Raw genomic sequence first — 25,091 nt, 5'->3', positions numbered from 1 at the left:
CTTATTAGTTTACCCGAATGTACCCACAGTGTGAATTGTCGTTGGTAAGTGTCTGGAGGTGAGTATTTCGTTGTTGACGCCCGGCCCGCAGGATCTCTGGTTTGTACCGTTAGGTGGTACCGGTGAGATAGGCATGAACATGAATTTGTATGGACATGACGGCCGCTGGTTAATGGTGGACTGTGGCGTAAGTTTTGATGAGCCTCTTACGCCGCCCTACCGTAATGGTAGCAGCGAAGGCGGGCGGGTGCAGGTCGTGGCGCCGGATCCGACATTTATCAGCGCGCAAAACGAGCATTTGTGCGGCTTGGTGATAACCCATGCTCATGAAGATCATGTGGGCGCGGTACCTTACCTGTGGCCTCGTTTAAAATGCCCGGTTTATACCACCGCCTTTACCGCAGAAGTGTTACGTCGTAAGCTGGCCGAAACGGGCTTAGTAGATAAAGTCCCTATTATTGAAGTGGACCCGGATGCTATTGTTGACCTTGGCCCTTTTCGTCTTTCCTGGCTTGCTATTACCCATTCCATTCCTGAACCCTATGCACTGAAGATTACCACCCCGGTAGGTACCGTGCTACATACTGCAGATTGGAAAATAGATGCCCAGCCTATCACTGGAAAACCATTTGACCCACAGCGCTTTCGCCGCTTGCGCGATGAAAATATCCTGGCCCTGGTAGGCGACTCCACCAATGCCAACAAACCTGGTTTTTCTATATCAGAACGTAATTGTTACGACGGGTTGCTGAACACCATTCGGCCTTGCAAGGGGCGGGTGGTGGTGACCTGTTTTGGGAGTAACATAGCCCGCTTAATCTCATTGGCGCGGGTGGCCCAAAAGACCAATCGTTATATGGCGTTGTTTGGTCGCTCATTATTGAATATGTATAGCATTGCCCGCAAAACCGGGTTTTGGCCAGATGAGCTACCGCTGGTTGACCCGGCGCACTTAGGCTATCTTCCACCTGACGAAGTAATGGCCGTCGCCACAGGTAGCCAGGGCGAGCCAAGGGCGGCGCTTGGGCGCATTGCCCGGGATAGTCATCCGCAACTGTCTTTGGATAAAGGCGATATGGTTATATTCTCCAGTATCGTTATCCCGGGCAACGAAAAATCGGTGGCGTCATTGTTGCGGCAATTCGCGGCTCAGGGTATCACTACCTTGCAAAGTGAGGATAGCCAGCTGCCTATTCACGCCAGCGGGCATCCCTGTGCAGAAGAGCTGGCATTAATGTATGAATGGGTAAAGCCGCAAATTGCAATACCAGTGCACGGTGAGCCAGAACATCTGCAAGCCCATGCTGACGTGGCCAAAGCCACAGGCGTAAAAAAGCGGCAGGTAGGCCTAAATGGTGATTTATATCGGTTGACCCCCCTCACCAGTATCCGCCGCCAGGTTATCAAGACGGGACGTATTGCTTTACGTAGAGAGTAGGATGTTATACTTTCGGGAAGGCTGGGAAAGGATCCCCCACGTTTATAACTGAGTCACAAAATTTTGTGAAATTTACCTTCAGGATACAAGACACTGGTCGATAGCCTTGTTGAATGTGGTAATTCAGTTATTAACGGTAGTTAATCCGAAGGAATGATGATGAAAAAAGTACAGAAAATTGCGGTAACTCTGGTTATCGGATTATTATCTTTTACGGTACTCGCCCAGGATAATAAAGAGAAACATTATCTTGTGTCAGTAGATGATATTTGTTCAGCTGTTCCACTGCTATGTGCGGTAGGAACCACCAGCAATGGTAGCGGGCGCTCACCAAAAGGGCCGCCGCCTAAAAACTTAAAATGAATGTTTGAAGCTTTAGTTCACATCCCCACATGGCCGCTGATAAATCTAGCGGCTTTGTGCATTTATATTCTTACCGTGAAACGTCTGACGGTATTTTCATTCGTCTTCGTAGGCACCCTAATTCTTGATGCGCTTCATCTGGGAGCTGAGTATTACTTTATTAGTCTGAATGTATTACATCAGTTTGATACCGTATTATTTGTTTCCTGGTATGTGTTTTTTGGGCTTACAGACCTACTTTTTGTCGCCTTGATTGTGTGGTGGTCGAGCAATCTTAAAATGGCCTTGGATTGGAGTTCCAAGGGCGTAATTACATTGTATCTTTTCATGGGTTTATTACAGCTTGTGACGTTGTTTGCCCGCTTATTCTTTTATTGGGAGTCGTTCGATACCATCCACAACCTACTGATTGTGATATCAAATTATACTGTATCAGTACTGTTGTTAGGCCATGTAGCGGTTGTCGCTTGTTTAAAAATGTTCTCCAACAATTACCGCAATTACTCCTAGGTACTGCTAAAGGCGGATGATGAGTTTTGATTTTTTAGAGCCATTTTTTGCGTTCCGGTTATTGGCACTTGTGGTTTACACTATTGTGGTCAAACGGGTAACCAGTTTTACCGTGGCAATAGCCTGCATTATTATTATCGAATGTATCCACGTGCCTATCGAGCTTACCTTACTGCCCATGTTTAGTGCAGCCGACCTGACATTAAGCGAATGGCAGCAGCTGAGGGCGGTATGGTACGGCAGCTTTTTGCTGACCGATTTAGTCGTAGTGGGCGCTATTTACGCCGTTTCAAAATGTCTGCATCTTAAACTTGAACTTGCATCAAAGTGCATTATGGCTATTTTTATGGCGTTGGCGATGGTTCAGATTGTGACATTCTTTAGTTATTATTTAGGATTCAGGGACGCTATCAAAGACTATCACTATGTACTCGTTAGGATATTGAACTGGGCAGATGTGGCGGTTATTGGCAGTTATTGTTCCTGGTGTATCTATCAAACGGTAAAATATCGGACGCAGGATACTGAGTACGAATAGAGGGTCGTTTTGGCGTAAGAATTTGCTATAGTAAGTACAGGCTATATATAAAAATAAATGGAATGCTAACCGGTGAGTGCGGTGTTTAAGAAGGGATTTTACCTTCGGCTTGGGCTACAAACGCTTTCTTTGCTTGTACGGCGTTTCTTAATACATTTTTTCGCTACAGGCTTTGTAGCAAGCTGGTTTTGTTTACCGGTCTTTGGCCAACCCGAACTGAATTCGCCGCAATTCACACGGCTTTCCACCCATCAGGGATTAGCTCAGGACACTGTTCAGGATATCCTGATAGACGAAGATGGTTTTGTTTGGTTTGCAACCGAGGGAGGCCTGAGCCGCTGGGACGGTTACCATTTTACGACCATCAGCGGCCCTGATGATGTTTTTGTTAATGCCAGCATTGAGGCGTTGTTTCTGGATGCTTCTTCTCGCTTATGGATAAGCACCTTCGCCGCTGGTGTCTTCACCCTGGATCTTACCACTCAGTCAATTACTCGGGTGGTCTATCAAAACGCACTGTCTACGCCATCCTGGGTCCAGACTGCCCAGGCTTTCGCCCAGTCCGGCAACGGCAGAATGTATGTGGCGCTTGACCATGAAGTGATTTATTTTGAAAGCAACACCACGACGCCTCACACCCTATTTACGCTGCCCCCTGCTATGCGAGCCTCCGAAGATATTATCCGCGATATTTGGGTGGGACCGCAGTTTCTGTATGTCGCAACGTCAGCAGGTTTTTTTGCTACGCCATTAGTCCATTCCGATGAGCCTGTTATGGCCATAGATTATCTGGCGGATATTCCTGCTAATAGCCTGAATCAAAATACTAAACATTTGCTGGTAGATAGCCACCGCAGGTTATGGCTATCCACCGTGCAGGGGCTGTTTAGCATACCCCTGGAGAATTTACAGCGCGCATTAGTAGCCGGACGGGTTCCTGAATTTACGCCAGTCTTACCCGATATCAATGTTTGGCAGATGATAGAAACTGAGCCTGGCGAATTTTGGTTAGCGGCCAGTCAGGGACTATTTTCCCTTTCGCAGTCTGCTACGCAACAGTGGCAAACAGTACATTTGCTTGAACCAAATAGCGGTGAAGTACAATTAGCCAAAAAAGCCATTCTTGCTATCGCGCAGGATGTCGGTGGTAACCTGTGGCTTGGTACTGAGCTTGGCGGTGCGCTTTACTGGTCCCCAGAAACCATGACCATTAATACAATTCAAAACCAGCGGGGCGACGCCGAGCCGGTATTAACTGACAATACGGTGTGGCGGTTTTATCAGTCCGATCCGGATACGCTATGGGTAGGTACCGCAAATGGCTTAACCCGGCTTAATTTAACGACGCTGCAAAGTACTATGCATCTGCAAGCAGGCACCGCGCTGAGCAGTACACCGTCCGCAAACGGAGTAAGCGCTGACGCTACCAACGTTATTAGCGAAGAGGGCGCAGAGATAACCAACATCCTTCCGGCGCCGGATAATACGCTGTATGTAGAAAGTTTCACCGGTATCAGGCAGTTTAACCCCCTCACCGACACGCTTAGTGTATTGCCCACTAACAATACTGCCGATGAAGCCATTTTACGTGACTGGGGCTATGGTATGGCCCTCGATACACAGGACAGGTTGTATTTTTTAGCTGACGACTTTTTTCGCTATGACCCGGCCACCCGAGCGTTAACCGTTTTACCGTTAAGCGAGCAGGGACTATCGCCACAATTGGCCGTAGAGTTTCTTGGCACGTCGGCCAAACTGGATGGCAAGATGTTACTGGCCACGTTCGATGCGTTATGGTGGTTGGATCCGGCTACGTTAAAAGCCGAAAAACTCTATGCGTACCAGCCACAGGAAAAAAACAATTCTGTGGCGATATCGTCGTGGGCGGTAGATGATTTTAATACGTTATGGCTGGGGTTTCCCCGGTTTGGCCTGTTAGGAATCGATTTACACACCAGGCAAGTAATACATCGCTATAACACCGACAATTTACTGAGCACTGATGTAGTTTATGGTGTCACTACGGATACCGCTAATAATATCTGGTACAGCTCGCATCAAGGGGTTTTTCGCTTTTCGCCCCAGAACAAGTTAATAAAGAACTACAGCTACGGTAAGGAATTGTCGGTCTCGGAATTTAATGAAGGCGCGGCGCTGCGCCTGGCTGACGGCAAAATAGCGTTTGGTTCTACCCGTGGAGCAGTGATATTTGACCCCTTATCGGTTATTGCCTCGGATCAGGCTGGCCGGGTTCGCCAACCTATGGCGATTACCCAGGTCGAACTCGCCTCGCGCGCGTTAAGCTTACCGCTAACGAATCTCAATGCGTATCACCTGAACCTGGAACATGACGATTTTGGAATTAAAATAGGGTTCTCCCCTATGTTGTCGGAAGCGGCCGGGCGGGGGAACTACAGTTATACCCTGAGTCGCGCCGGGCAGGTCGTTAGCCAGGGCTCTTCAGCCAATGGGCTTGCATCGTTCGCGTTTTTGTCGCCGGGGACTTATCGGTTTGAGGTAGAGCCTGCTATTGCGCATTATAATTACGACATCAGTCCTGCCTACATCACCTTCAACATCGCCTATCCGCCATTTCGGTCGCCGTTTGCTTACGCCATGTACGTGATGGGCACGCTGATTTTGGTCTTTATTTATTATACCCACCGGCATCAACAACTACGCAAACATGCCAATACTGAGCGCCAGTTACGGTTAATGGGTGAGGCCTTCAGGCAAACCCGCGACTGGGTCGTGGTATTTGACCGGTGGCGTAAACCCATTGCTGCAAATCCGGCTTTTTGTACTATTTTCGGCTTAAATGCCCACCAAGCACTCCCGCAGCAGTGGAGTAAACTAACCCAACAACGCCCTGAATTGATTGATAACCTGCAATCAACCTTACAAACACTGGAGGCGGGAGCATTCTGGAAGCAGGAAACCAGCTTAAGTGGAATTGACGGTCAGCAATTTGATGTACTGGTAGATGTTACCGCAGTGGCGGGTCGGGCCATAGCAAGGCAGCAGCCTAGCCATGAGATTGATCATTATCTGGTGGTGATTTCAGATATTTCCGAACAAAAACGCGCCGAACGCAAACTGCAAAAGCTCGCCAGTTATGACAGTTTAACCGGCCTGGTTAATCGTAGTTTGCTACTTGATAGGTTGGACCATGCGCTAGCTCATGCGAAAAGCCATAACACCACAGTCGCAGTATTGTTTGTCGATCTAGACCGGTTTAAAGGTATCAATGATACCCTGGGCCATGATTATGGCGATAAGCTACTGCGGGTGGTGGCCAGCAGAATGCAAAACCTGGCCAGCCGGGACGATACGGTCGCCCGGCTAGGCGGCGACGAATTCGTCATTGTGTTAGAGGATGTATCGCATCCCGACACCATCAATTCGTTTGTGGGCCAACTGATTGATGCGGTAGAAACGCCGATTACCCTGGGTGAAGAATTTATCAGCACCTCATGTAGTGTTGGCATTGCGTTCTATCCAGGTGATGCCAGTGCACCTGCAGAGTTGTTAAAACAAGCTGACGTAGCGATGTACAGTGCGAAAAAAGACAAGGTAAATCGCTTCACTTATTACACCGCAGAGCTTAATGCACGCGCTATTGAGCAGCTCAAGCTGGAAAATAGCGTGAAACTGGCTTACCAGGAAAATAGGTTTGTGAACCATTACCAGCCTATCATGAACTGCCTAACCGGTTTACCTGAAGGGGTAGAGCTGTTGTTGCGGTGCAATATGTCTGAACCGTTGTATCCAGACCAGTTTATTCCGGTGCTTGAGCAGCTAAGGTACATTGTAGAAGTGACCCGGTTGGCCATTATACGCACCCTGGATGATTTAAGCCGATGGCGCCAGGCTGGGTTTACCGGTTATGTTGCCATTAATATATCTGCGTTACAGTTTCGCAGTGAGCTGGACCTGCCGTTGCTGCAAAAGGCCATGGCGCAACGTAATTTGCCCGCCTCGTCAATTCGTTTTGAGATTACTGAAGGTGCCTTGATGGATGATTCGCAGGTGGTTAATGAACAGCTTAAGCGCTTTCGGCAGGCCGGTTTTAAGTTCGCTCTGGATGACTTTGGCACAGGGTATTCATCCCTAAGTTACCTGAAGCGTTTTCCTTTGGATGTATTAAAAATTGACCGTAGCTTTATTGTTGGAGTAGGCGTGGACCAACAAGCTGATGCACTGGTGCATACCAGTATTCAACTGGCCAGAACCTTTGGTATGGAATGTGTCGCTGAAGGGGTAGAGACGCCCGACCAGGCCCAATGTATGGAACAGCTGGGGTGCTATCTGCACCAAGGGTATTTATATGCGCGGCCCTTACCGGCCGCGCATATCGACCAACTGTTTAGCACCATTAACTGGCCATTACAGCCGGCTCACCATTAAGCCGGTTTTATGGTCAGCGGTAAAGGCAGCTCGTGAAAGCGCTGGCCGGTAGCGGCAAATAGCGCATTGGCTAACGCGGGGGCAAACGGTGGTGTAGGGGGCTCGCCTACGCCGCCAGGCGCCGCCTGACTATCGATAATCTGAATATCAAATGCTGCGGGTGCCTGCTGTATGCGGGCCACCTGGTAATTATGAAAATTGGTCTGTTGAATTTGGCCATTTTCGGCGGTGATTTGACCGATAGCGCAGCTTAGCCCGAAAATTGACCCCCCTTCACACTGCGCTTTAACATGTTCAGGGTTAACTACGGTACCGGCATCAATACACACATAAGTATGGGGAATACGCCACTGACCGTCTTTATCGATGGTAACTTCTACTACTGTAGCAACATAGCTTAAAAATGAACGGTGCGCGGCCAGGCCTAAAAATCGTTTTTCATCGTGGCGCTGGTCCCAACGGGCCGCCGCTGTTACGTTATCGATAACGCGTAATAACCGAGCGGTATCGATGGGGTATACATCTAAAGGATCGCCATAATTATCATATTCAGCGCCCTCTTGAGCTAAGTCAATATGGCGCGGCTTGCCGATAAGCTGTTGCAGGTATTGTTTACTGTCCTGTCCTGCAGCATGGGCCAGTTCATCTGCAAAGGTATGAATAGCATAGGCATGGTAAACATTGGCTACCGAGCGCAACCACCCTATACGTACATGATTTTTCGCTTTGCCTTTTTCCAGTTGAATATGCGGAATATCAAAGGGGTTATCGATAAACCCTAAGCGAAGTTCACCGGCACTTGGGGATTCTGCTTCAGTAGAAAATGTGGTGCTGATAGTGGGAAACACCGTATTATGATGCCACGCTACTGTATTACCCTTATCGTCCAGCCCGGCTTCGATATGCTGGGCGCTAACGGTATGATAAAAGCCATGTTGAATATCATCTTCACGGCGCCAGATTACCTTTACAGGCTTGCCGGTTTGTTTTGCCAGCAGCGCTGCTTCAGCTGCAAAATCCGGTTTTGATTTTCGACCAAAACCGCCGCCCAACAGGGTGACATGAATAACGACCTGTTCTTTGGGAACGCCAAGTGTCTGCGCTACCAGATCTTGCGCAGCCTGCGGATTTTGCGTACTGGTCCAGACTTCTACGCGTTCAGCGGTGACTCTGGCCGCCGCCGCGGGCGGCTCCATAGGCGCCTGGGCCAGCAAAGGAGCGTAATACGTCGCCGAAAGCCGCTTGTCTGCCTGTGTTAAGCCTGCGGCGCCATCGCCGCGCTTACGTACTACTTCGCCAGCTTGTTTCGCTGTATCAATGAGTTGTTGTTTTTCAGCGGTAGACTGATAGGCGCTATGTTCATTTTCTGACCAGGTGATGTTTAATGCGTCGACGCCTTGCATGGCTGCCCAAGTGTTGTTGGCCAGCACGGCAACACCACCAAGTGGCGCAAAATTCGCGGGGGCCGAAGCACTTTTTAGCGTAATTACATCAACCACACCTTTTATTTTACGGGTTTTCTTATCATCAACGGTTACCGGTTTGGTGAACATCACCGGTGGCCGCTGGATAACCGCAATAAGCATATCCTCAAGCTCAATATCCTGCCCGAACACAGTATTACCACTCACCACATTCTGCATATCGATACTACGGATGTTTTTACCTACGTAACGCCATTTTTCCCTGGCTTTGGGCTTGACTAGTTTTTCATCCGGAACCGGCAAAGTGGCGGCTACCGCCACCAGTTCGCCAAAGTCGACTTTTTTACCCGAGGGTTTATGAACCACTTGGTGCTGCTCACAATAACAGCTCTGGGCAGTCACGCCCCAGCCCTTGGCGGCCGCCTGACACAGCATTAACGCGGCGGTAGCACCTGCCACTTGTAAGCGTTCAAGATTGCGGCGGATACTGCGCGACCCATCGGTATTCTGATCGCCGTATTGTTCGTCTCCAGGGGCTTGCACAGTACTAACCCGCTGCCAGTCAGCATCAAGCTCGTCTGCAATAATCTGGGTAATGGCGGTACGTATCTGCTGTCCCATTTCCGATCGGTGGCAGGTGACAACCAGGTCACCCTTACTGTCGATGGCCACAAATACATTGGGCGCCAGCTGTTCTTGTAAGGCTGGCTCGTTAGCCAATGCCAAAGATTTTGGTGCCAGGGTAATGCCTAATGTAAGCCCGGAGCCCACTGATACCTGTTTAATAAACTGGCGTCGAGAAAGGTTAGTCTGGTTCATACTTTGTCGCCCCCGGCCGCTTGTTTAATCGCCTTTTTAATACGCGGATAAGTACCACAGCGACAGATATTACCCGCCATGGCCTGATCAATCTGGGTGTCATCGGGCTTGGGGGTGGCCGCGAGTAACGACGCCGCCTGCATGATCTGGCCACTTTGACAATAGCCGCACTGGGGCACGTCGTTTTCTGCCCAGGCGATTTGCAGTGGATGTTGATGCTTTTCGTCTAACCCTTCAATGGTCGTCACCTGCGCATTACTGACGGCCGCCATCGGCAGGCGGCAAGAGCGTGTAGCATTGCCGTCTACATGTACCGTGCACGCCCCACACAAGGCCATGCCACAACCATACTTGGTACCTTTTAATAACAGTTCATCGCGCAAATACCATAGCAAAGGCATTTGTGGGTCGCCGTCGTATTCGTGGGTTTGTTGATTGATGGTAAGCGTGATCATGGCTACATTTTCCCTAAGCAGTTTATGGTAGAGCACCATGGTTTTTAGTCTGAGTCAATATGCAATAGACGAGGTGCAGCCTCACACCGGCAGGGTTTTTTACTGGCAGCCGGGGGCTAACTATTTGTCCGGCTTATCATTAAGTATGAAAAGGTATTATAGAAATGTACTTGAGTGATAAAACAGGCTTATTATATATTTGTGAACAATGTGTTAAGCGTAATGCTTTAAGGAACCAACTATGCCCCTGGATTTCACCGCAACAGATGTATCGGCTGTGACCGAATCACCGCTCTCCATGCTATACAAATGGGAAGCATCGAGAGGTGACGAGCCGTTTTTGCACCAGCCTAGAGCCGGCGGCGTTGAAACCTATACCTGGAAACAGGTGGCTGATCAGGCCCGCCGAGTGGCCGCCAGGTTAAACCAAATGGCCTACGCGCCGGGTAGTAGAATTGCTATCTTTGCTAAAAACTGTGCGGAATGGTTTATTGCGGATTTGGGGATCATGATGGCCGGGCATGTGTCCGTACCAATTTTTGGTTCTGCTGGCGAAAGCACGATTCAGTATGTCTTACAGCATGCAGACGTTAAGCTCATGTTGGTGGGCAAACTGGATAATCGGGAGGCTCAGCTGGCAGCTATTCCAGCCGATTGTCATACCGTTTATTTTCCTTATCCAGACCTGACCGGCACCCAAAGCTGGGCCGACTTTATAAGTTGCGATCCTATTAACGACAGTCCGCTGCCTAACCTTGATGCCATGATGACGATTATTTATACCTCTGGCAGTACCGGCCAGCCCAAAGGGGTGGTACATACCTACCGCACCGCATGCTGGGCAGCACAGAATTCGTTAAGTTCGCTGACGCTGAATCAACATGACAGGTTGCTAAGTTATCTGCCATTAGCCCACATTACCGAACGAGTACTGGTGGAACTGGCGGCGTTTTATGGCGGCCCGCAAATTTTCTTTGTCGAGTCCCTCGATACATTTTCCCGCGATGTCCATCATTGCCAGCCTACACTATTCATTTCCGTGCCCCGTTTGTGGACCAAATTCCAGATGGGAGTATTGGCAAAAATGCCCCAAAAGAAACTCAATGTTTTGCTTAGCATTCCAATTATTAAGGGCGTGGTGTCACGTAAAATTCGGCAGGGCCTGGGGCTGGATCAGGCGCGTTTTTGGGCCAGTGGTTCGGCGCCCTTGGCGCCAGCGATTATTCGCTGGTTTCACCGAATTGGTATTGATATATCAGAAGGTTGGGGAATGACCGAAAATAGTGCATATGGCAGCGCCAGCGTGCCGTTTCGCGAAGATAAAATTGGTTGTATTGGTAAAGCGTATGATGGCGTGGATATTCGGTTGTCTGACGAGGGCGAGATTCAGGTGAAGTCACCTTGTAATATGGTTGAATATTACCTGGAACCAGAAAAAACGGCAGATACTTACACCGCTGATGGCTACCTTAAAACGGGCGACAAAGGACAAATGGACGATGAAGGCTATATTCGCATTACCGGCCGCCTAAAAGATATTTTTAAAACTGAAAAAGGTAAATATGTTACGCCTTCGCCTATTGAAGCTGCGCTTATGGTTAACTCATTGATTGAGCAGGTATGCGTAACGGGCACCAATCTGCCGCAACCCGTTGGTTTACTTGTGCTAAGCGAGCCAGCTGAGGCGCTGGATGAAGCGACAATTAGACAAAAGCTTATAACCACGCTGGATAAAGTAAACAGCAAACTGGAAAGCCATCAAAAGCTTGATCATTTAATTGTGGTGAATGAGCCCTGGACTATCGAAAACAACTTACTCACCCCCACATTGAAGGTTAAGCGGCATGTTTTAGAAGAGCACTATGATGCCATTATTCATGCTCAATATGATCAGCCGGTGGTTTTTAAAGCGTAGCGGGGTAATCCCTGTTGCTGGTCGCCTGCAGACCATGCTATAGGGTTAGAGGGTTACTACAACGCCACTTGGTACTGGCAGTAACGCCGGTGGCCGGATAGGTGCTATCGCGCGCCGTGATGGTTAGCCAGAGCCGTAATGCGGTAACAAAAGCGGCCCGGGGCAATACGCTACGAGGCTCATCAATACAAGATGAGCCTGGATACCACGGGCAACGATGGTGTGTTTATTGCGGATAGCGGGCGCGCAGTCCGGCATACACTAAGTCGCTGTAGCTTGCCGCGTCTATATCAAGGTCCGCTAGTACTTCTACCAGATGTTCATTGTCTTCACGGCCGTGCCAAACCTTCAGGTAATGGCCTTCTTTGTAGCCGTTATCCTGACGAAAGAAGTTAAGAATATTTTTGCCTACATACTGTCGATATAATTCAGCGGCCGGCATTTCACATTGTTCGACTATTTTCATAAACAGCGGAACGCTAAAGCGTTTCGCCGCGCACAGCCCCGCCATAAGCTCCAGGTTATCCAATAAGTTTTGTTGGGCAAATGCATATGTCTGGCCATCAAAATCAAGGCTGACAGGCGTATCTTGTAACTCTGTTGCTAACTGCGCCGCCGCCTGATCACTATTGCCGTCAAACCGAATTAAACAATCAGATAATGCGAAGTGCCATATATCCACCAGTTCCATTTGCAGCTGCGGCAAATCTTTTGCCTGGGCTTTCCACCATTTCCAGCCATGATGTTCTATGGCTTCTACTGACTCCACCATTGCTGCGCGCAGGTAGCCATAGCCAGCGTGCAACCACTGAGGATTAACTTTAGCATTCATTTTATCCTGTAAAGAGAGCATAGTGGCGATGTGTTGTTGGCTTAGCATAAAGGACGCATTCCTGGAAAAAGGAAGGAATTGTACCTAAGCGACCGCGAGGAGAAAAGGGTTACAAGAACATTCCCGTTTCTGTGCATTATATTGGTGCGCTTGCACCATGAAACACGGCCTACCTATTTGCCCAAACCCCTAAGAATTATCTAAGTAATTGAATTATAAAAATTAAAATTGTTGGCACATAAGCTGCCTTAGCTATTAGTGTTAACTGTGTAATCCTTTGGCGCTAACCATGTTCGGTGCCAGGCAACGCCGAAACCCGGTTGTCAAAGGGTTGCCCGTGACCTTACCCATACAGATTTTTCGTGTCCTGAGGTCTGTATGGGTTCTTTTTTCCTGTGCTGTTACGGGGCAGGCCGGTGGTATTTATCCTCTTCACTACGCGTAGTTTTACCTATCCCCAATAATTCATCGGCCCATCGCTAGAGTTCATCAGCAATATCTTTTACCATACGTAAAACCCCCAGCAACAATGGTTTACCTTGCTCGCACTCTATCCTTCAAACAAGCTTGAACACTTAAGTTATCTGCTCGGCGCGCTGATTCAACAGCAGCCTGGGCCGCCGCTGCAGGCAGAAACGATTCTGGTAGAAAGCCCGGGTATGCAGCATTGGCTGAATATGGAGCTAGCGCGCCAGCAACGGGTGGCGATGAATCTGAATTTTCCGCTACCGACGCGGTTTATGTGGGAAATGGCCCGGACCGTGTTAGGCGAAGACAAAGTACCCAGGCAGTCGGTTTACCGCCGTGAGGTACTGGTCTGGCGCATTGAAAAGCTGATACAACACAGTGATTTTTGCAACCTACCGGAAGCGGCACCCGTTTGCCGTTACTGGCAGACAATTCAGGATGTCGATGAACAAGCCGTTCAACGCCTTCAGTTTGCCACGGCGCTGGCAGATGTATTTGAGCAGTATCAACTCTATCGGCCAGAGTGGCTGTTCGCCTGGGAACAACAGCAAACGGTATTACCAGAAAATAGCGACGAGCTATGGCAAGCCGCCATCTGGCGGATGCTGGTGGCCCAGGCTCCTTTGCATCCTGCGCGCCTGCATAAAGAAGCTGTCGAAACGCTGCATCATAACGGATGTGACGCTCTGCCTGAGCGCATCATTGTCTTTGCGATCAATACTATGGCGCCACAATTGGTGCAGTTTTTTGATGCGCTGGCGGTACATACCGATATCCATATTTTTCATCTTAACCCCAGTGTATCTTATTGGGGCGATACCAAAAGCGATCGTGAGCGCGCCCGATTATTACGCCAGCAGGGTATTGAGCAGTGGCAGCTGGAACAACAAGATAATCCACTGCTAGCCAATCTGGGGCAGCAAGGCCGGGATTTATTCAATCTTCTTACTGAACTGGATACATTTGAAGTCAGTGCCTTTGACACCGACCCACCCCCACAACCTGAACAGGGGCCCTCGCTGTTGCAACAAATGCAGCAGGATATTTTGTATGCAAGTCGCCCGGATACCGACTTCGTCACGGCGCCGGACGATACCAGTGTGCAACTGGTCAAGGCTCATAGCCCGCTACGTGAAGTACAGGCATTGCACGATACGTTATTGTATTTAATGCAACGCGATCCCGACCTGGCACCGGGCGATATAGTGGTGATGTGCCCGGCCATAGAAGACTATGCGCCATTGATTGATGCGGTGTTTCACCGGGTAGGTACGCCGGCCACCCAGCGCACCAATCCTCCCCGTATAGTGTGTTCCATTGCCGACCGCTCGCCCTTAGATGCAGAACCCTTGATTGCGGCTTTTTTAAGCTTACTGAGCCTGCCCGATAGCCGTTTTGAGGTAAGCCGGATTATGGATTACCTACGGCTTGATGCGATGCGCAGTAAGTTCGAATTGCATTCTGAAGATTTGGATCTTATGCAATTCTGGTTAGAGCAAGCACATATTCATTGGGGATTGGATGGGGCGCACAAGCGTCAGGTAACGCGCCAAGTGGATGATTCAGACACGTTCAGCTGGTACTGGGGATTGGAGCGGCTATTAACCGGTATGGCGCTGGGCGATAGCCCACAATTGCACGATGGGATGCTTAGTGTACCCCACGTGGAGGGAAGCAACGCCGTGACCCTTGGCCGCCTTATTGGGTTGGTGGGGCAGTTAAAGCATTATGCGAACCTGTTAAACCAGCCCCGTACCGCCGCGGACTGGCACTTGTTTTTGATGCAAATGCGCGAAGACTGTTTTGCGCCCGATTTTGACAAAATAGATATATGGGAAAGCATTAGTAACGCAACCAGTGGGTTGGCAGACCAATGCGCGGAAGCGCTATATGACGGGTTGCTAAGTTTGCGCCAGGTCAAAGAAGTTCTGGTGAAGCGTTTTTCCTCCCCAGATGCCGGCAATCATTTCTTAACCGGCCAGGTGACTTTCTGTTCCATGCTGCCCATGCGCAGTATTCCGTTTAAAGTGGTATGTGTACTTGGCTTAAATGACACAGAGTTTCCCCGCCAGTCTCAACCTATCAGTATTGATTTGATGGCCAGCGCTGGGCGTAAAATCGGCGACCGCTCACGCCGGTTGGAAGACCGCTATTTATTCTTAGAGGCGCTGATCTCGGCGCGTAGTCAGTTGTATTTGAGTTATCAGGCGAACAGTGCCCAGGACAACAGCGAAAGACAGCCCTCGTTGGTGCTCACCGAATTGCTGGAAGTATTAAAGCGCTATCAATTTTCCGATGCTCAAACTCATCACCTGGCCCTTCATCCGTTTAGCGTTGCTGGCTTTATTAGCTCGCGGCCGGGCTTTGAAACCGGCTGGTTACGCCTGGCTAATGCGATAGCCCACCACGACCAAGCGCCAAAGGGGAGTTTTACGCCTTTAGCCGAGGTCCAGTTGCCGGACATGGTTAGTCCTGCGGCCATGGCCCGCGCGCTCACCCATCCGTTGCGTTATTTTGCTAACCACCAATTAGGCCTCTATCTAGACAGTGCGCAGCCCTTATTAAATGACGCTGAACCGTTCGCCGCCGATAATTTGACCCGCTTTCAAACTCTCGATGCGTTAAACGAGGCGCGGGCGCAACAGGCGGATCCGCAAGTGATATTGCAGCATGCTGAACTTGACGGTCAGCTACCGGCTACCCCGCTGGGGAAAACACTGTTGCAGAACTGGGATGCCGCTTCTGTTTTAATTATGACTAAAGCGATGCAACCTGAACCCAGCGGACAGGAGCAACACTGGTACTTTGGCCAAAGCCAGCTAAGTACCAAGGGTTGGTACAATGGCAATGATCTGGTGAGCTGGCATAGCGGCGCGCAAACGACCTCCCGTCAGCTTCAACAATTCATAACCTTACTGATGTTCAATGCGGCTGGCATACAAACCAATCTGCATACGTATTTTTGTAAATGGGAAAAAGGCGAGCCGGTGTTACGTATGGCTACGTTAACCGGCCATGAGCCAGATGCAGCGGATAGCCTGCTGACGCGTTTGGCCGAGGCTTTTACCCAGTTACATAGTCAGCCGGTGCTACTGATGGCTGATGCCGCTATAACATTATTAAAAAAAGCAGGCAGCACACCGCTGACCGAGTGGGCCGCTCAGCCCGAAGCTGCGTTTGAATGGCAGAAGCTATGGGATGGCAACGTGATGAGCGCCGGCTTAAAAGAAGATGCCTATCTACATTGGTTTTTCCCCCAGGGCATTGCTTTGCAAGATTTGCCGTTAGCGCACTTTGAAACACTTTACCGGCCCTTGCTGGACTGCTACAAAGAGAAAAAAGCATGAGTCACCCAACCGTCGAATCTTCCCAGCCGTTAGATGTTGTGGCAATGCCATTGGCAGGCCGACATCTTATCGAAGCCAGTGCCGGCACCGGAAAAACATTCAATATTACCCGGTTGTACCTGAGACTGATTTTAGAAAAGGAGCTGAGCGTACAGCAAATATTGGTGATGACATTCACCAATGCGGCTACCGAAGAAATCCGTGGCCGGATAGCAGATACGTTACGCGAGGCGGCCCACTGCTGGGCTCAGGCATTGGCCGGCGAACCGCTAGCCGATAATACGGATCCGGTCTTTATCCGGTTACTGGCGCAGTTTGGTGAGCCTCGGCATCTAAATGCCATTAATGCTGCGTTGCTGGAGCTGGATGAAGCGGCAGTGTATACCATTCACGGTTTTTGTAACCGGGTTCTGGGAGAGTTGGCGTTTACCAGTGGTGCCGCTATGCAGCTGGCGCTCAATACTGATACCCGGGCGCTCTATTTGCAGGCCGCGCAGGACTGGATCCGCCAGCAAGCCAAAGATGACGTTGCCTATCAGTGTTTGATGCACGCTGGCTGGCATACTCCAGAGGCGCTGCTGAGTACATTTGAAAGCGCTATTCGTAGTGGCCTGGAACCCCATTTACTGTCGGCTGAGCAAATTGATACGCAACGCCAGGAGGCCAGGGCTGCACTGCAAAAAGCAATGAAGAATGAGTTTATTGCGCTGCAATCGCAGTTGGATAGCTGGCAAGACCAGATTACTGAGCACCTGGTAGACAATGTAAAAGACAGCGCTGTCCGTGCCCAGCAGTGGCACCAGATAACCCAGTGGGTCTGCGCTCAGGCATTGGAACCCTTACCCGCGGATTTCAACAAATTTGCGCATCATAGCCGGTTTAAGCACTGTCCCGAATTAAAAGCGCCGCTGGCCCTTGTCAGGCAGTTAGGCAACCAGCTTAAAGCAGCTTTGGCAGAGCTTGAAAAGCAACATGACAGCATGGCTGACCAAGCGCCGGTGTTGGCCTTGATAGCGCAGGGGTTTGCCTTCATTCGCGAGCATGTCAGTCGCCAGAAGCGCCAGCAGGGCGTGGTAGACTTCGATGATTTAATTCATTTGCTTGCCGCCCGCATTGACGCGCCAGAAGCCGCCTTAGCGTGTCAGCTGCGGCACAAGTTTCCGGCCGCGCTGATTGATGAATTTCAGGATACCGACGCGAATCAGTACCAGATATTGTCTAATGTTTATCAGGCTGGGGAAGAAAGTCAGGTGCTCCTAATGATTGGCGATCCCAAACAAGCGATTTATGGTTTTCGTGGGGGCGATATCTTTACTTACCTACAGGCTGGCAACAGTGCCGACTATCGGTGGGTTATGGACACTAACTGGCGATCTACCGAACCGATGGTAAGTAGCTACAATCGTTTGTTTTATGGCGCCCCGTTAGACCAACCGCCAGTCGAGGTATTTGGCTTTGGAATTGGTTACGAACCGGTAAACGCCACGCCTGCTGCTAAAGCGAATAAAGCCTTGTTAAACGATCCCCATCCCCAGCGGGCGGCGCTGACCTACGCAGGTATTGCGCAGGAGACGGCAAACTCGCCGGCAAAAGGTCAGCTGCAGCAACAACTTGCAAGATGGGTGGCGGGCGAAATTGTTCGTCTGCTGGCCCAGGCAAAACTAGGCGAAGCTCAGGTGCAGCCCCATGATATTGCTATTTTGGTGCGCAGTGGGCCTGAGGCCCTGATTATTCAAAATGCACTGCGCCGGGCCGGGCTGGCCTCGGTTTTTTTGAGTAACCGGACTAATCTGTTTGCTGCTCCCGAAGCCCAGGATCTCTATCGGGTGCTTGATGGTATCTGGCATTATCAGCATTCCAACCGGTTAACGGCGGCCCTGAGTAGCCCTTTATTTGGCATGTCGCATGCCGAGCTTACCGATCTGCTTTACCACGAAAATGACGAGGCATGGGAAGCGGTGATGAATCTGGTGCTTAGCTTACGCCAAATGTGGGAGCAACGCGGATGCATGGCGCTTATCTTATACTTACTGGAAGAAAAATTTGCCTGTGATGATACCGATATTGAACGGCGCCTTACCAACTATCTGCATTTGGCTGAGGTCCTTGAGCGCGAGTCAGCCGTTCAGGCGCATGCTGAGCAATTACTTATCTGGTTACACCGGCACATCAGCCAACCTGACCAAGCCCCCGAACAGGTCCAGCGCCTGGAAAGTGACGCGCGGCTGATTCAGCTTATTACCCAGCATGGCTCTAAAGGGCTGGAATATCCCATCGTATTTGTGCCGTTTGCCAGCGATTATCGTGACCCGGCGCGGGTGGGCAAACAGTATCAGTCATTTTACCGGTATTACGACGAGCAGGCCCAGCAACTCACCCTACTATTAGGCAAAAGCGATGCGGCGATTGCGCGGGTAAGGGCGGAAGGGGATGCAGAGTCTACCCGGTTGTTATATGTAGCTGTGACCCGCGCTGCGCAGCGGTGTTATCTGGGCGTGGCAGGGTTTGAAAACCAGCATAATAGTGCCCTGGCCAAAGCGGTTGGGTTGGGTAAGGAAGACAGCTGGCGCTCGTGTATCGAACAGCTCAGTCAGGATGCCCCAAAGCATATCTGTTATGCCGAGGTAACTACAGATAGCGATGAGCCGGTGGTCCGGTCATCTACCACAGCTGCTAGCCCGGTGGGGCCTTTGCAGGTGGATAGGTTTGACGGCAAGGTAAACGAGCGCTGGCGGTTATATTCTTTTTCGGCCCTGGCGCGGCGGCAAATGGTGGTAAACCGCAACCGTCGGGAAGCTGAGATTGACTCGCTGGCACAGGGCACTGAAAGTGATGGCCCACAGATAAGCGCTAATGCCATGCGTTTTACGTTTACCAAAGGCGCAGCGGCCGGGAATTTACTGCACGATATATTTGAGTTGAGTGATTTTAGCCAGCCAGACTGGGCTAACCAAGCTCACGCCATGGCCCTGCGTTTTGGTATAGCTGAAGACGATCTAGGACTTTTTTTTAGCTGGCTTGATGAAGTATTGGCCACCCCATTAAACCAGACAGGTATAACGCTAGGCGGCCTTGAGCGCAAACAAACATTACGCGAAGCCGAGTTTTACTTCCCTTTGGCAAGCGTAAATTTGCATCAGCTTAACCAATTCTTAAGTCACTATCGCAAACAGGAAAGCGCGGCACAGGGCCCGTTTATGGTGACGCTTGATACACAAAAGATTGAAGGCCTGATGCATGGGTTTATCGATCTTATCTTTGTGCATAACGATCGCTATTACATTGCAGATTATAAATCTACTCATTTGGGCGAACAATTTAGTGATTATCAGTTTGCCGCATTACGGCGGAATAACCAGCATCATCTATACGATTTGCAATATCTAATTTATGCCGTGGCATTACACCGTTATTTACAGTCAAAGCTGCCGGATTATGACCCCGAACACCATCTTGGCGGGGTGTATTATTTATACCTGCGTGGCATGCATCCGGCAAATAGTGCACAAGAGGGCGTGTATTTTGCCCGCCCCAAAACCAGCGACCTATTACACCTGGATAGCCTGTTTGATATGCCGGAGACCGAATAAATGAAAACAGTTAAATTTCTTTCGGTACTCAATACTTTAGGCGGTACAGAAACGATAGATCGGTTATTTGCCAGCCAGTTCTGCACCACTGAAGATGAGGCTTCGCTGACGTGGTTTATGCTATTGATGGCATTATCGGCATTACAGCGTCAGGGGCATACCTGCGTGGATGTGCGCAAGCTTGCCAATACCCCGTTATTCGTGGATGAAACACAGCAACTTAACGGTTGGCGTTATCCTGCTGAAGAGCAGCTTGAACACGCGATTGAACAGGCTATGAAAAATTCCGTGGTCGCCTCAGCGTTGGTCTATCAGCACGGTAGGCTGTATACCCGACGCTACTGGCAATTCGAGCGGGAAATCGGGCAGGCGCTGGCCCAACGATGTGCACCACTAACCCTTAGCGATGAAGATTACGCTCGTCTGAATACACTTTGGCCAGGCATGTTTTCTACTGATCCTACCGCTGAGCAGGACTGGCAGCAACTGGCTACAGCGTGTGCCGTGCAGCAGCGATTCACCGTGATAAGTGGTGGACCGGGTACCGGCAAAACTTACACCGTCACCCGCTTATTGCTGGCTCTACAGTGTGTGGCAAAAGGCCGGAGTAAGATCCAGTTAGCGGCCCCTACCGGTAAAGCAGCACAACGTATGAATGAGTCCATTGCCGGCGCTCTGGAAAAGTTGCGCGGGCACCTGGATGAGTCGCTTATCAACAGCGTGCCAACGGATGCCGTTACTCTGCATAGATTATTAGGTATAAGTCGGTTTGGTGTAGAAACCCGTAAGAACCAGGCTAACCCCTTGCAGTGTGATGTGTTAATTGTTGATGAGGCATCAATGATCGACATGGCATTAATGGCCCGCGTAGTGCGCGCGCTTCCCGCCCAGGCGCGGTTAATCCTGGTGGGTGATGCTGATCAGTTACCCGCCGTCGAGTCAGGTAACGTACTGGAAGCTTTAGTGGAGGGGCACAATAGCGAGTTGATCAGTGCAGCCCTGCAGCAACACCTGCAAAGAATGTGTCCCCATCTACCCGTTCCAAAAGTCAGTGATAAAGCAAACGATTACGTTAAAATGTTGCACACCAGCAGACGCTTCGGCGGGGATCTGGCAACGGTGGCTACCGCAATTAAAGCCAATGCCCCCTCGGCTGCCTGGCAAATCATACGGCCCGCAGAACTACCCGCCGATATCACTGCTAATCAGGGTGTGCTGAGTGTGTCAGATAGCGCCTTTGAGGCCCATTTTGTGCACCTGGTCAGACAGTGTTTTAGTGCCCAGATGAACCCTTCACTTACCCCGGCCGAAGCATTACAACAAATGGCTCGCTGCCGCTGGCTAAGCCCCGTACGTAATGGTGAGTGGGGAGTAAATACGCTTAATCAACGTATAGAGCAGGCGCTACAAGTGGCGGGGGGCCATTAAAAGGCGGGCATTATGCAGGGCGACCGGTGATGGTGGTGGAAAACCATTATGCCCAGGGGCTATTTAACGGGGATGTCGGGATCATCTGGCCCGCTGCTAACGGCCAGCTCAAAGCCTGGTTTGATACAGATAAGGGATTAAAAACGGTAAGTTTAAGCCGTTTGCCAGCGGTAGAAACCGTGTTTGCTATGACCGTGCACAAGTCTCAGGGTTCAGAGTTTGAGCATGTCGTGATGTTGATGCCAGCCCCGGTAAGTAGCCACATTGCGAACTTGTGCAGCCGGGAGTTATTGTACACCGGCCTCACCAGGGCTAAAGCGGGTTGTATACTGGTTGGTGACGAAAGCCGTTTTACTGCGATGGTCGGCCGTCAGCAGCAGCGCTATTCTGGTCTAGCCCATACGCTACATACCCTAGCCGGGCAGGCGGTTAACTAACGGCCTTTAAGGCAGGTGATAGCAGAACAAAACATGGCGCGGCGCTGGTAACCCACACGTTATCAACGCCACAGCCCGCGTACTGATTAGGGTACCATGACTGACCATCACGGGTGGCCGACGCCCACTGGCGTGCAGCAACAGGTTGTCATCACACCACCCCAACACGGTATTGGCCGGCACTGTGGCCCGTGGCCGCGTCGGTGCGGGCTCAGTGGATGTAATACCGCCATTACCACCCGCTACATTTGCTGTTTCGCTTTGCCCTTTATCGATACCGGTGTTTGTCTTGGGTACCGCGCCTAAGGAGTCAAATACTGCCCGGTTTAAGGTTAACGCCGCTCCGAATATGGGCTTATCAGCATATAGCAGATAGACTGGATGGGAGCAACTCACCTCACCACAGCCAGGCTTTTGGCCTGGCCCATCCAAACAGGCATAACACGCCGACACGCAGGGTAAAGCAAGGGACATGACAACTTCACTATTTAGCAACCATAACACCAGTATACGGCCCCGTCGGGCAGTGACTTTTGATACAGATCAAGTCGATAGCGTGATATTGGCGGTTGTTTAAAACATAGACAAAGGCGCTGCAGATCCAGTAGGGTAGAAAATACCAGCACAATGACAGACGGCGTTTTTGTGCTGTATCCCCCCGGTCTTTTAACTACCTTAAGCAAGGAGAATAACATTGCGTATATGGTGGGCACTGGCCCTTTTTTTGTATAGTGCAGTTACGTGGGCAGCCATACCGGCGGTAAAAGACTTTACCCAGGATATGGTATTACATGAGGGTTTTCTGCCATTTTACTATGATGACAGTAGCGATAAGATTTATCTGCAAATCAGTCAGCTGAATCAGCCTCTGCTGTTTCAGACATCCTTGCCCTATGGAGTAGGTTCAAATGATATCGGCCTGGATCGCGGCCAATTAGGTGAAACCCGGTTGGTGCAGTTTGAGCGCCATGGCAATAAAATATTATTGAAACAACTTAACACCAAATATCGTGCGCAAACGGATAGCCAGGCAGAAAAAAACAGTATTGATCAAGCCTTCGCAGATTCAGTTATTGCCGGCTTTACTGTGGTAGCGCGACAGGGTGATACGCTAATTGTTGACTACACAGCCTATTTGTTAAGCGACGTACATGGTGTATCACTACGTTTAAAACAACGGGAGCAGGGCAGTTTTCAAGCTGATGTCGCACGTAGCGCAGTCTACTTACCCCGCTCAAAAGCATTTGAAAAAAACACCGAACTTGAGGCATTGATAACCTTTGGCGGGAGTAATCCAGGTGGCTTCCTGCAGGATGTTGCCCCCGACCCAACCAGTATTAGCGTGCATATGCATCATAGCTTTATAGCATTGCCCGAAGCAGGCTACCAGCCACGTGAGTACCACCCTTATAGTGGTTTTTGGAAAGGGCGCTTTTTTGATTACGCCACCGCCATCGGCGCCCCCCTTGAACAGCGTTTTATTACCCGCCATCGATTACAAAAGCAGGATATAGATGCCCGGGTAAGTAAGCCGGTAGAACCCATCATATATTATCTGGACCCGGGTATCCCGGAGCCGGTAATGAGTGCCCTTAAAGACGGTGCCAGCTGGTGGAATCAGGCGTTTGCTGCTATCGGTTACGAGCAGGCCTTTCAGGTTAAAGTGTTACCCGAAGATGCAGACCCTATGGATGTGCGCTATAACATTATTCAGTGGGTGCATCGCGCTACCCGCGGCTGGTCGTATGGAAGCTCAGTCGTTGATCCGCGAACAGGCGAAATTATAAAAGGTCATGTTACGCTAGGCTCATTACGGGTCAGACAGGATTATCTTATTGCACTGGGCCTGACCAGCCCCTTCGGTAACGAGGCTAAAAACGATGACGTGACAAAAGCACAGCGTGCCATGGCGCTCGACCGTATCAGACAGTTATCGGCACATGAAGTGGGCCATACTTTGGGACTGGCGCACAACTTTGCGGCTAGCGAAGATGGCCGCGAGTCAGTCATGGATTATCCTCATCCGATGCTCACGTTAAACAATGGCAAGATTTCGTTAGCAAACGCATATGATAAAGGAATGGGGAAATGGGATCTCCATGCTATCGCGTACGGCTACCAGGATTACGCGGACAAACCAGCTCGTGAAGCAGGTTTGCAGGCTCAGATTGAAGCTACCCGAAACGCCGGCCTGGGGTTTAAAACCGACTTTGACACCCGCTCTTCCTCCGGCCCGTCGGCCAATGGTCATATGTGGGAAAATGGCAGCGATCCGTTAAAAGCTTTCGATAATATTACGCGGATTCGCCAGCATGCGCTAAATAATATGGGCCTGGATAGCCTACCTGCAAAGGCCAGTTTGTCGGCCCTGGAAGATGCTCTGGTACCCGTTTATCTGCTGCATCGGTATCAGCTAGAAGCGGTCGCTAAACAAGTGGGAGGGATGGTTTATGAATATGAGCGTAAAGGTGACTATCCTACTGCCAAAGGTCAACAAGCGGTAGCAGCGGGCATCCAAAAACAGGCTATAAAGCAGTTGCTTCAGGCTACCTCTGCGGAATTTTTGCGCCTGCCGGATAATCTGGTTCAGCTTATCCCACCCACCGCCTATGGTGACGATGTTACCCGCGAGCAATTTAACGGGCGTATGGGCTTGGCTCTGGACCCGGTGTCGGCTGCTGCGTCAGCCGCCAATTTTGCTTTTTCGTTACTGTTAGATGCGGAGCGTTTAAACCGGTTGTCCTGGCAGGCGGCCGCCAAACGCGACTTACCCGGTATTAATGCGCTTACCACCCGCATTCTGGAGCAACACTGGTACAGTGAACCGAAAGCTGATTACGGCTTACATAAGCGTTTACGATTGGTTGCATTGAACGCATTGTTTACTGCTGTCCAGCAACCCGAACTTGCTCCGGAAGCACGTACTGAAATACAGGCAGCGTTGCACAAATTTACTCAATGGTTGGAGGAGGACAGCAAGTTGCTGGAAGCGCCCGTGCTACATAATCAGTTAATGGAGTACTGGGAGACGGGCAACTGGCCAGGCTCGTTTACGGTCAAGCCGTTACCGCCGGGCTCGCCAATCTAGACTGCCTTTGGCAAGGAACAAAATAACCGGGT

Annotated in this window: 15 protein-coding genes; 11 read left to right on the top strand and 4 right to left on the bottom strand. The window is 50.3% G+C overall.

What is annotated here, in order from left to right:
* Positions 1-70 precede the first annotated feature (70 nt).
* The 5 genes from D0Y50_RS11645 (at position 71) to D0Y50_RS11625 (ending at position 7,256) form a co-directional block, all read left to right on the top strand.
* Complete coding sequence (locus tag D0Y50_RS11645) at positions 71-1,438, top strand: ribonuclease J (RefSeq protein WP_408640697.1); 1,368 nt, start codon at positions 71-73, stop codon at positions 1,436-1,438.
* Positions 1,439-1,597: 159 nt separating this feature from the next.
* Positions 1,598-1,801 (top strand): hypothetical protein, encoded by a 204-nt coding sequence (locus D0Y50_RS11640; protein ID WP_108567124.1) that lies wholly within the window; start codon positions 1,598-1,600, stop codon positions 1,799-1,801.
* Positions 1,802-2,311 carry a hypothetical protein gene (locus D0Y50_RS19645; protein ID WP_108567125.1) on the top strand — a complete coding sequence of 170 codons (510 nt, stop codon included), beginning with the start codon at positions 1,802-1,804 and terminating at the stop codon, positions 2,309-2,311.
* A gap of 19 nt (positions 2,312-2,330) precedes the next feature.
* The gene (locus tag D0Y50_RS11630) at positions 2,331-2,849 is read left to right on the top strand and encodes a hypothetical protein (RefSeq protein WP_117317102.1); all 519 of its coding nucleotides are present in this window, start codon (positions 2,331-2,333) and stop codon (positions 2,847-2,849) included.
* Positions 2,850-2,930: 81 nt separating this feature from the next.
* A complete protein-coding gene (locus tag D0Y50_RS11625) occupies positions 2,931-7,256 on the top strand; it encodes an EAL domain-containing protein (protein ID WP_147318238.1) in 4,326 nt (1,441 codons plus the stop codon).
* Here the strand turns inward: D0Y50_RS11625 and D0Y50_RS11620 are convergent.
* Both D0Y50_RS11620 and D0Y50_RS11615 read right to left on the bottom strand, forming a co-directional pair.
* Positions 7,253-9,499, bottom strand: a complete 2,247-nt coding sequence (locus tag D0Y50_RS11620) for a xanthine dehydrogenase family protein molybdopterin-binding subunit (protein WP_117317098.1) — start codon at positions 9,497-9,499, stop codon at positions 7,253-7,255. The two genes, D0Y50_RS11625 and D0Y50_RS11620, sit on opposite strands and share 4 nt — an antisense overlap.
* Positions 9,496-9,954 carry a (2Fe-2S)-binding protein gene (locus D0Y50_RS11615; RefSeq protein WP_108567129.1) on the bottom strand — a complete coding sequence of 153 codons (459 nt, stop codon included), beginning with the start codon at positions 9,952-9,954 and terminating at the stop codon, positions 9,496-9,498. The genes D0Y50_RS11620 and D0Y50_RS11615 overlap by 4 nt, the downstream gene beginning before the upstream one ends.
* 241 nt (positions 9,955-10,195) lie before the next feature.
* On the opposite strand from D0Y50_RS11615, the gene D0Y50_RS11610 reads away from it, so the two are divergent.
* Entirely contained in the window at positions 10,196-11,869 is a 1,674-nt protein-coding gene (locus tag D0Y50_RS11610) for an AMP-binding protein (RefSeq protein ID WP_117317096.1), read from the top strand.
* A gap of 226 nt (positions 11,870-12,095) precedes the next feature.
* Here the strand turns inward: D0Y50_RS11610 and D0Y50_RS11605 are convergent, their stop codons facing one another.
* Entirely contained in the window at positions 12,096-12,749 is a 654-nt protein-coding gene (locus tag D0Y50_RS11605) for a dUTP diphosphatase (RefSeq protein WP_117317094.1), read from the bottom strand.
* A gap of 491 nt (positions 12,750-13,240) precedes the next feature.
* On the opposite strand from D0Y50_RS11605, the gene recC reads away from it, so the two are divergent.
* The 4 genes from recC to D0Y50_RS11585 are packed head-to-tail and all read left to right on the top strand — an operon-like array spanning position 13,241 to position 21,971.
* On the top strand, positions 13,241-16,516 hold the full coding sequence (gene recC / locus D0Y50_RS11600; RefSeq protein WP_117317092.1) for an exodeoxyribonuclease V subunit gamma: 3,276 nt from the start codon (positions 13,241-13,243) through the stop codon (positions 16,514-16,516).
* Positions 16,513-20,106 (top strand): exodeoxyribonuclease V subunit beta, encoded by a 3,594-nt coding sequence (gene recB, locus D0Y50_RS11595; protein WP_117317090.1) that lies wholly within the window; start codon positions 16,513-16,515, stop codon positions 20,104-20,106. The genes recC and recB overlap by 4 nt, the downstream gene beginning before the upstream one ends.
* Positions 20,107-21,534, top strand: coding sequence for an exodeoxyribonuclease V subunit alpha (gene recD / locus D0Y50_RS11590; RefSeq protein ID WP_117317087.1), 1,428 nt, complete (start codon positions 20,107-20,109; stop codon positions 21,532-21,534).
* A 35-nt stretch (positions 21,535-21,569) separates the two neighbouring features.
* Positions 21,570-21,971 (top strand): ATP-binding domain-containing protein, encoded by a 402-nt coding sequence (locus tag D0Y50_RS11585; protein WP_170145497.1) that lies wholly within the window; start codon positions 21,570-21,572, stop codon positions 21,969-21,971.
* Positions 21,972-21,977: 6 nt separating this feature from the next.
* Here the strand turns inward: D0Y50_RS11585 and D0Y50_RS11580 are convergent, their stop codons facing one another.
* Positions 21,978-22,445, bottom strand: coding sequence for a hypothetical protein (locus D0Y50_RS11580; protein ID WP_117317082.1), 468 nt, complete (start codon positions 22,443-22,445; stop codon positions 21,978-21,980).
* 307 nt (positions 22,446-22,752) lie between these two features.
* Here D0Y50_RS11580 and D0Y50_RS11575 point away from each other — a divergent pair, with 307 nt between their 5' ends.
* The gene (locus tag D0Y50_RS11575) at positions 22,753-25,059 is read left to right on the top strand and encodes a zinc-dependent metalloprotease (RefSeq protein ID WP_117318753.1); all 2,307 of its coding nucleotides are present in this window, start codon (positions 22,753-22,755) and stop codon (positions 25,057-25,059) included.
* Positions 25,060-25,091: the final 32 nt, after the last annotated feature.

Origin of the sequence: Salinimonas sediminis, from assembly GCF_003429285.1 — a bacterium.
GTDB lineage: Bacteria > Pseudomonadota > Gammaproteobacteria > Enterobacterales > Alteromonadaceae > Alteromonas > Alteromonas indica.
This window is presented reverse-complemented; position numbering and strand designations above follow the sequence as displayed.

Excerpts from the sequence above, each read along its gene's own strand:
- D0Y50_RS11640 (WP_108567124.1), top strand. The coding sequence starts at position 1,598 with ATGAAAAAAGTACAGAAAATTGCGGTAACTCTGGTTATCGGATTATTA.
- D0Y50_RS19645 (WP_108567125.1), top strand. The coding sequence starts at position 1,802 with ATGTTTGAAGCTTTAGTTCACATCCCCACATGGCCGCTGATAAATCTA.
- D0Y50_RS11630 (WP_117317102.1), top strand. The coding sequence starts at position 2,331 with ATGAGTTTTGATTTTTTAGAGCCATTTTTTGCGTTCCGGTTATTGGCA.
- D0Y50_RS11620 (WP_117317098.1), bottom strand. The coding sequence starts at position 9,499 with ATGAACCAGACTAACCTTTCTCGACGCCAGTTTATTAAACAGGTATCA.
- D0Y50_RS11615 (WP_108567129.1), bottom strand. The coding sequence starts at position 9,954 with ATGATCACGCTTACCATCAATCAACAAACCCACGAATACGACGGCGAC.
- D0Y50_RS11610 (WP_117317096.1), top strand. The coding sequence starts at position 10,196 with ATGCCCCTGGATTTCACCGCAACAGATGTATCGGCTGTGACCGAATCA.
- D0Y50_RS11605 (WP_117317094.1), bottom strand. The coding sequence starts at position 12,749 with ATGCTAAGCCAACAACACATCGCCACTATGCTCTCTTTACAGGATAAA.
- recB (WP_117317090.1), top strand. The coding sequence starts at position 16,513 with ATGAGTCACCCAACCGTCGAATCTTCCCAGCCGTTAGATGTTGTGGCA.
- recD (WP_117317087.1), top strand. The coding sequence starts at position 20,107 with ATGAAAACAGTTAAATTTCTTTCGGTACTCAATACTTTAGGCGGTACA.
- D0Y50_RS11580 (WP_117317082.1), bottom strand. The coding sequence starts at position 22,445 with ATGTCCCTTGCTTTACCCTGCGTGTCGGCGTGTTATGCCTGTTTGGAT.
- D0Y50_RS11575 (WP_117318753.1), top strand. The coding sequence starts at position 22,753 with ATGGTATTACATGAGGGTTTTCTGCCATTTTACTATGATGACAGTAGC.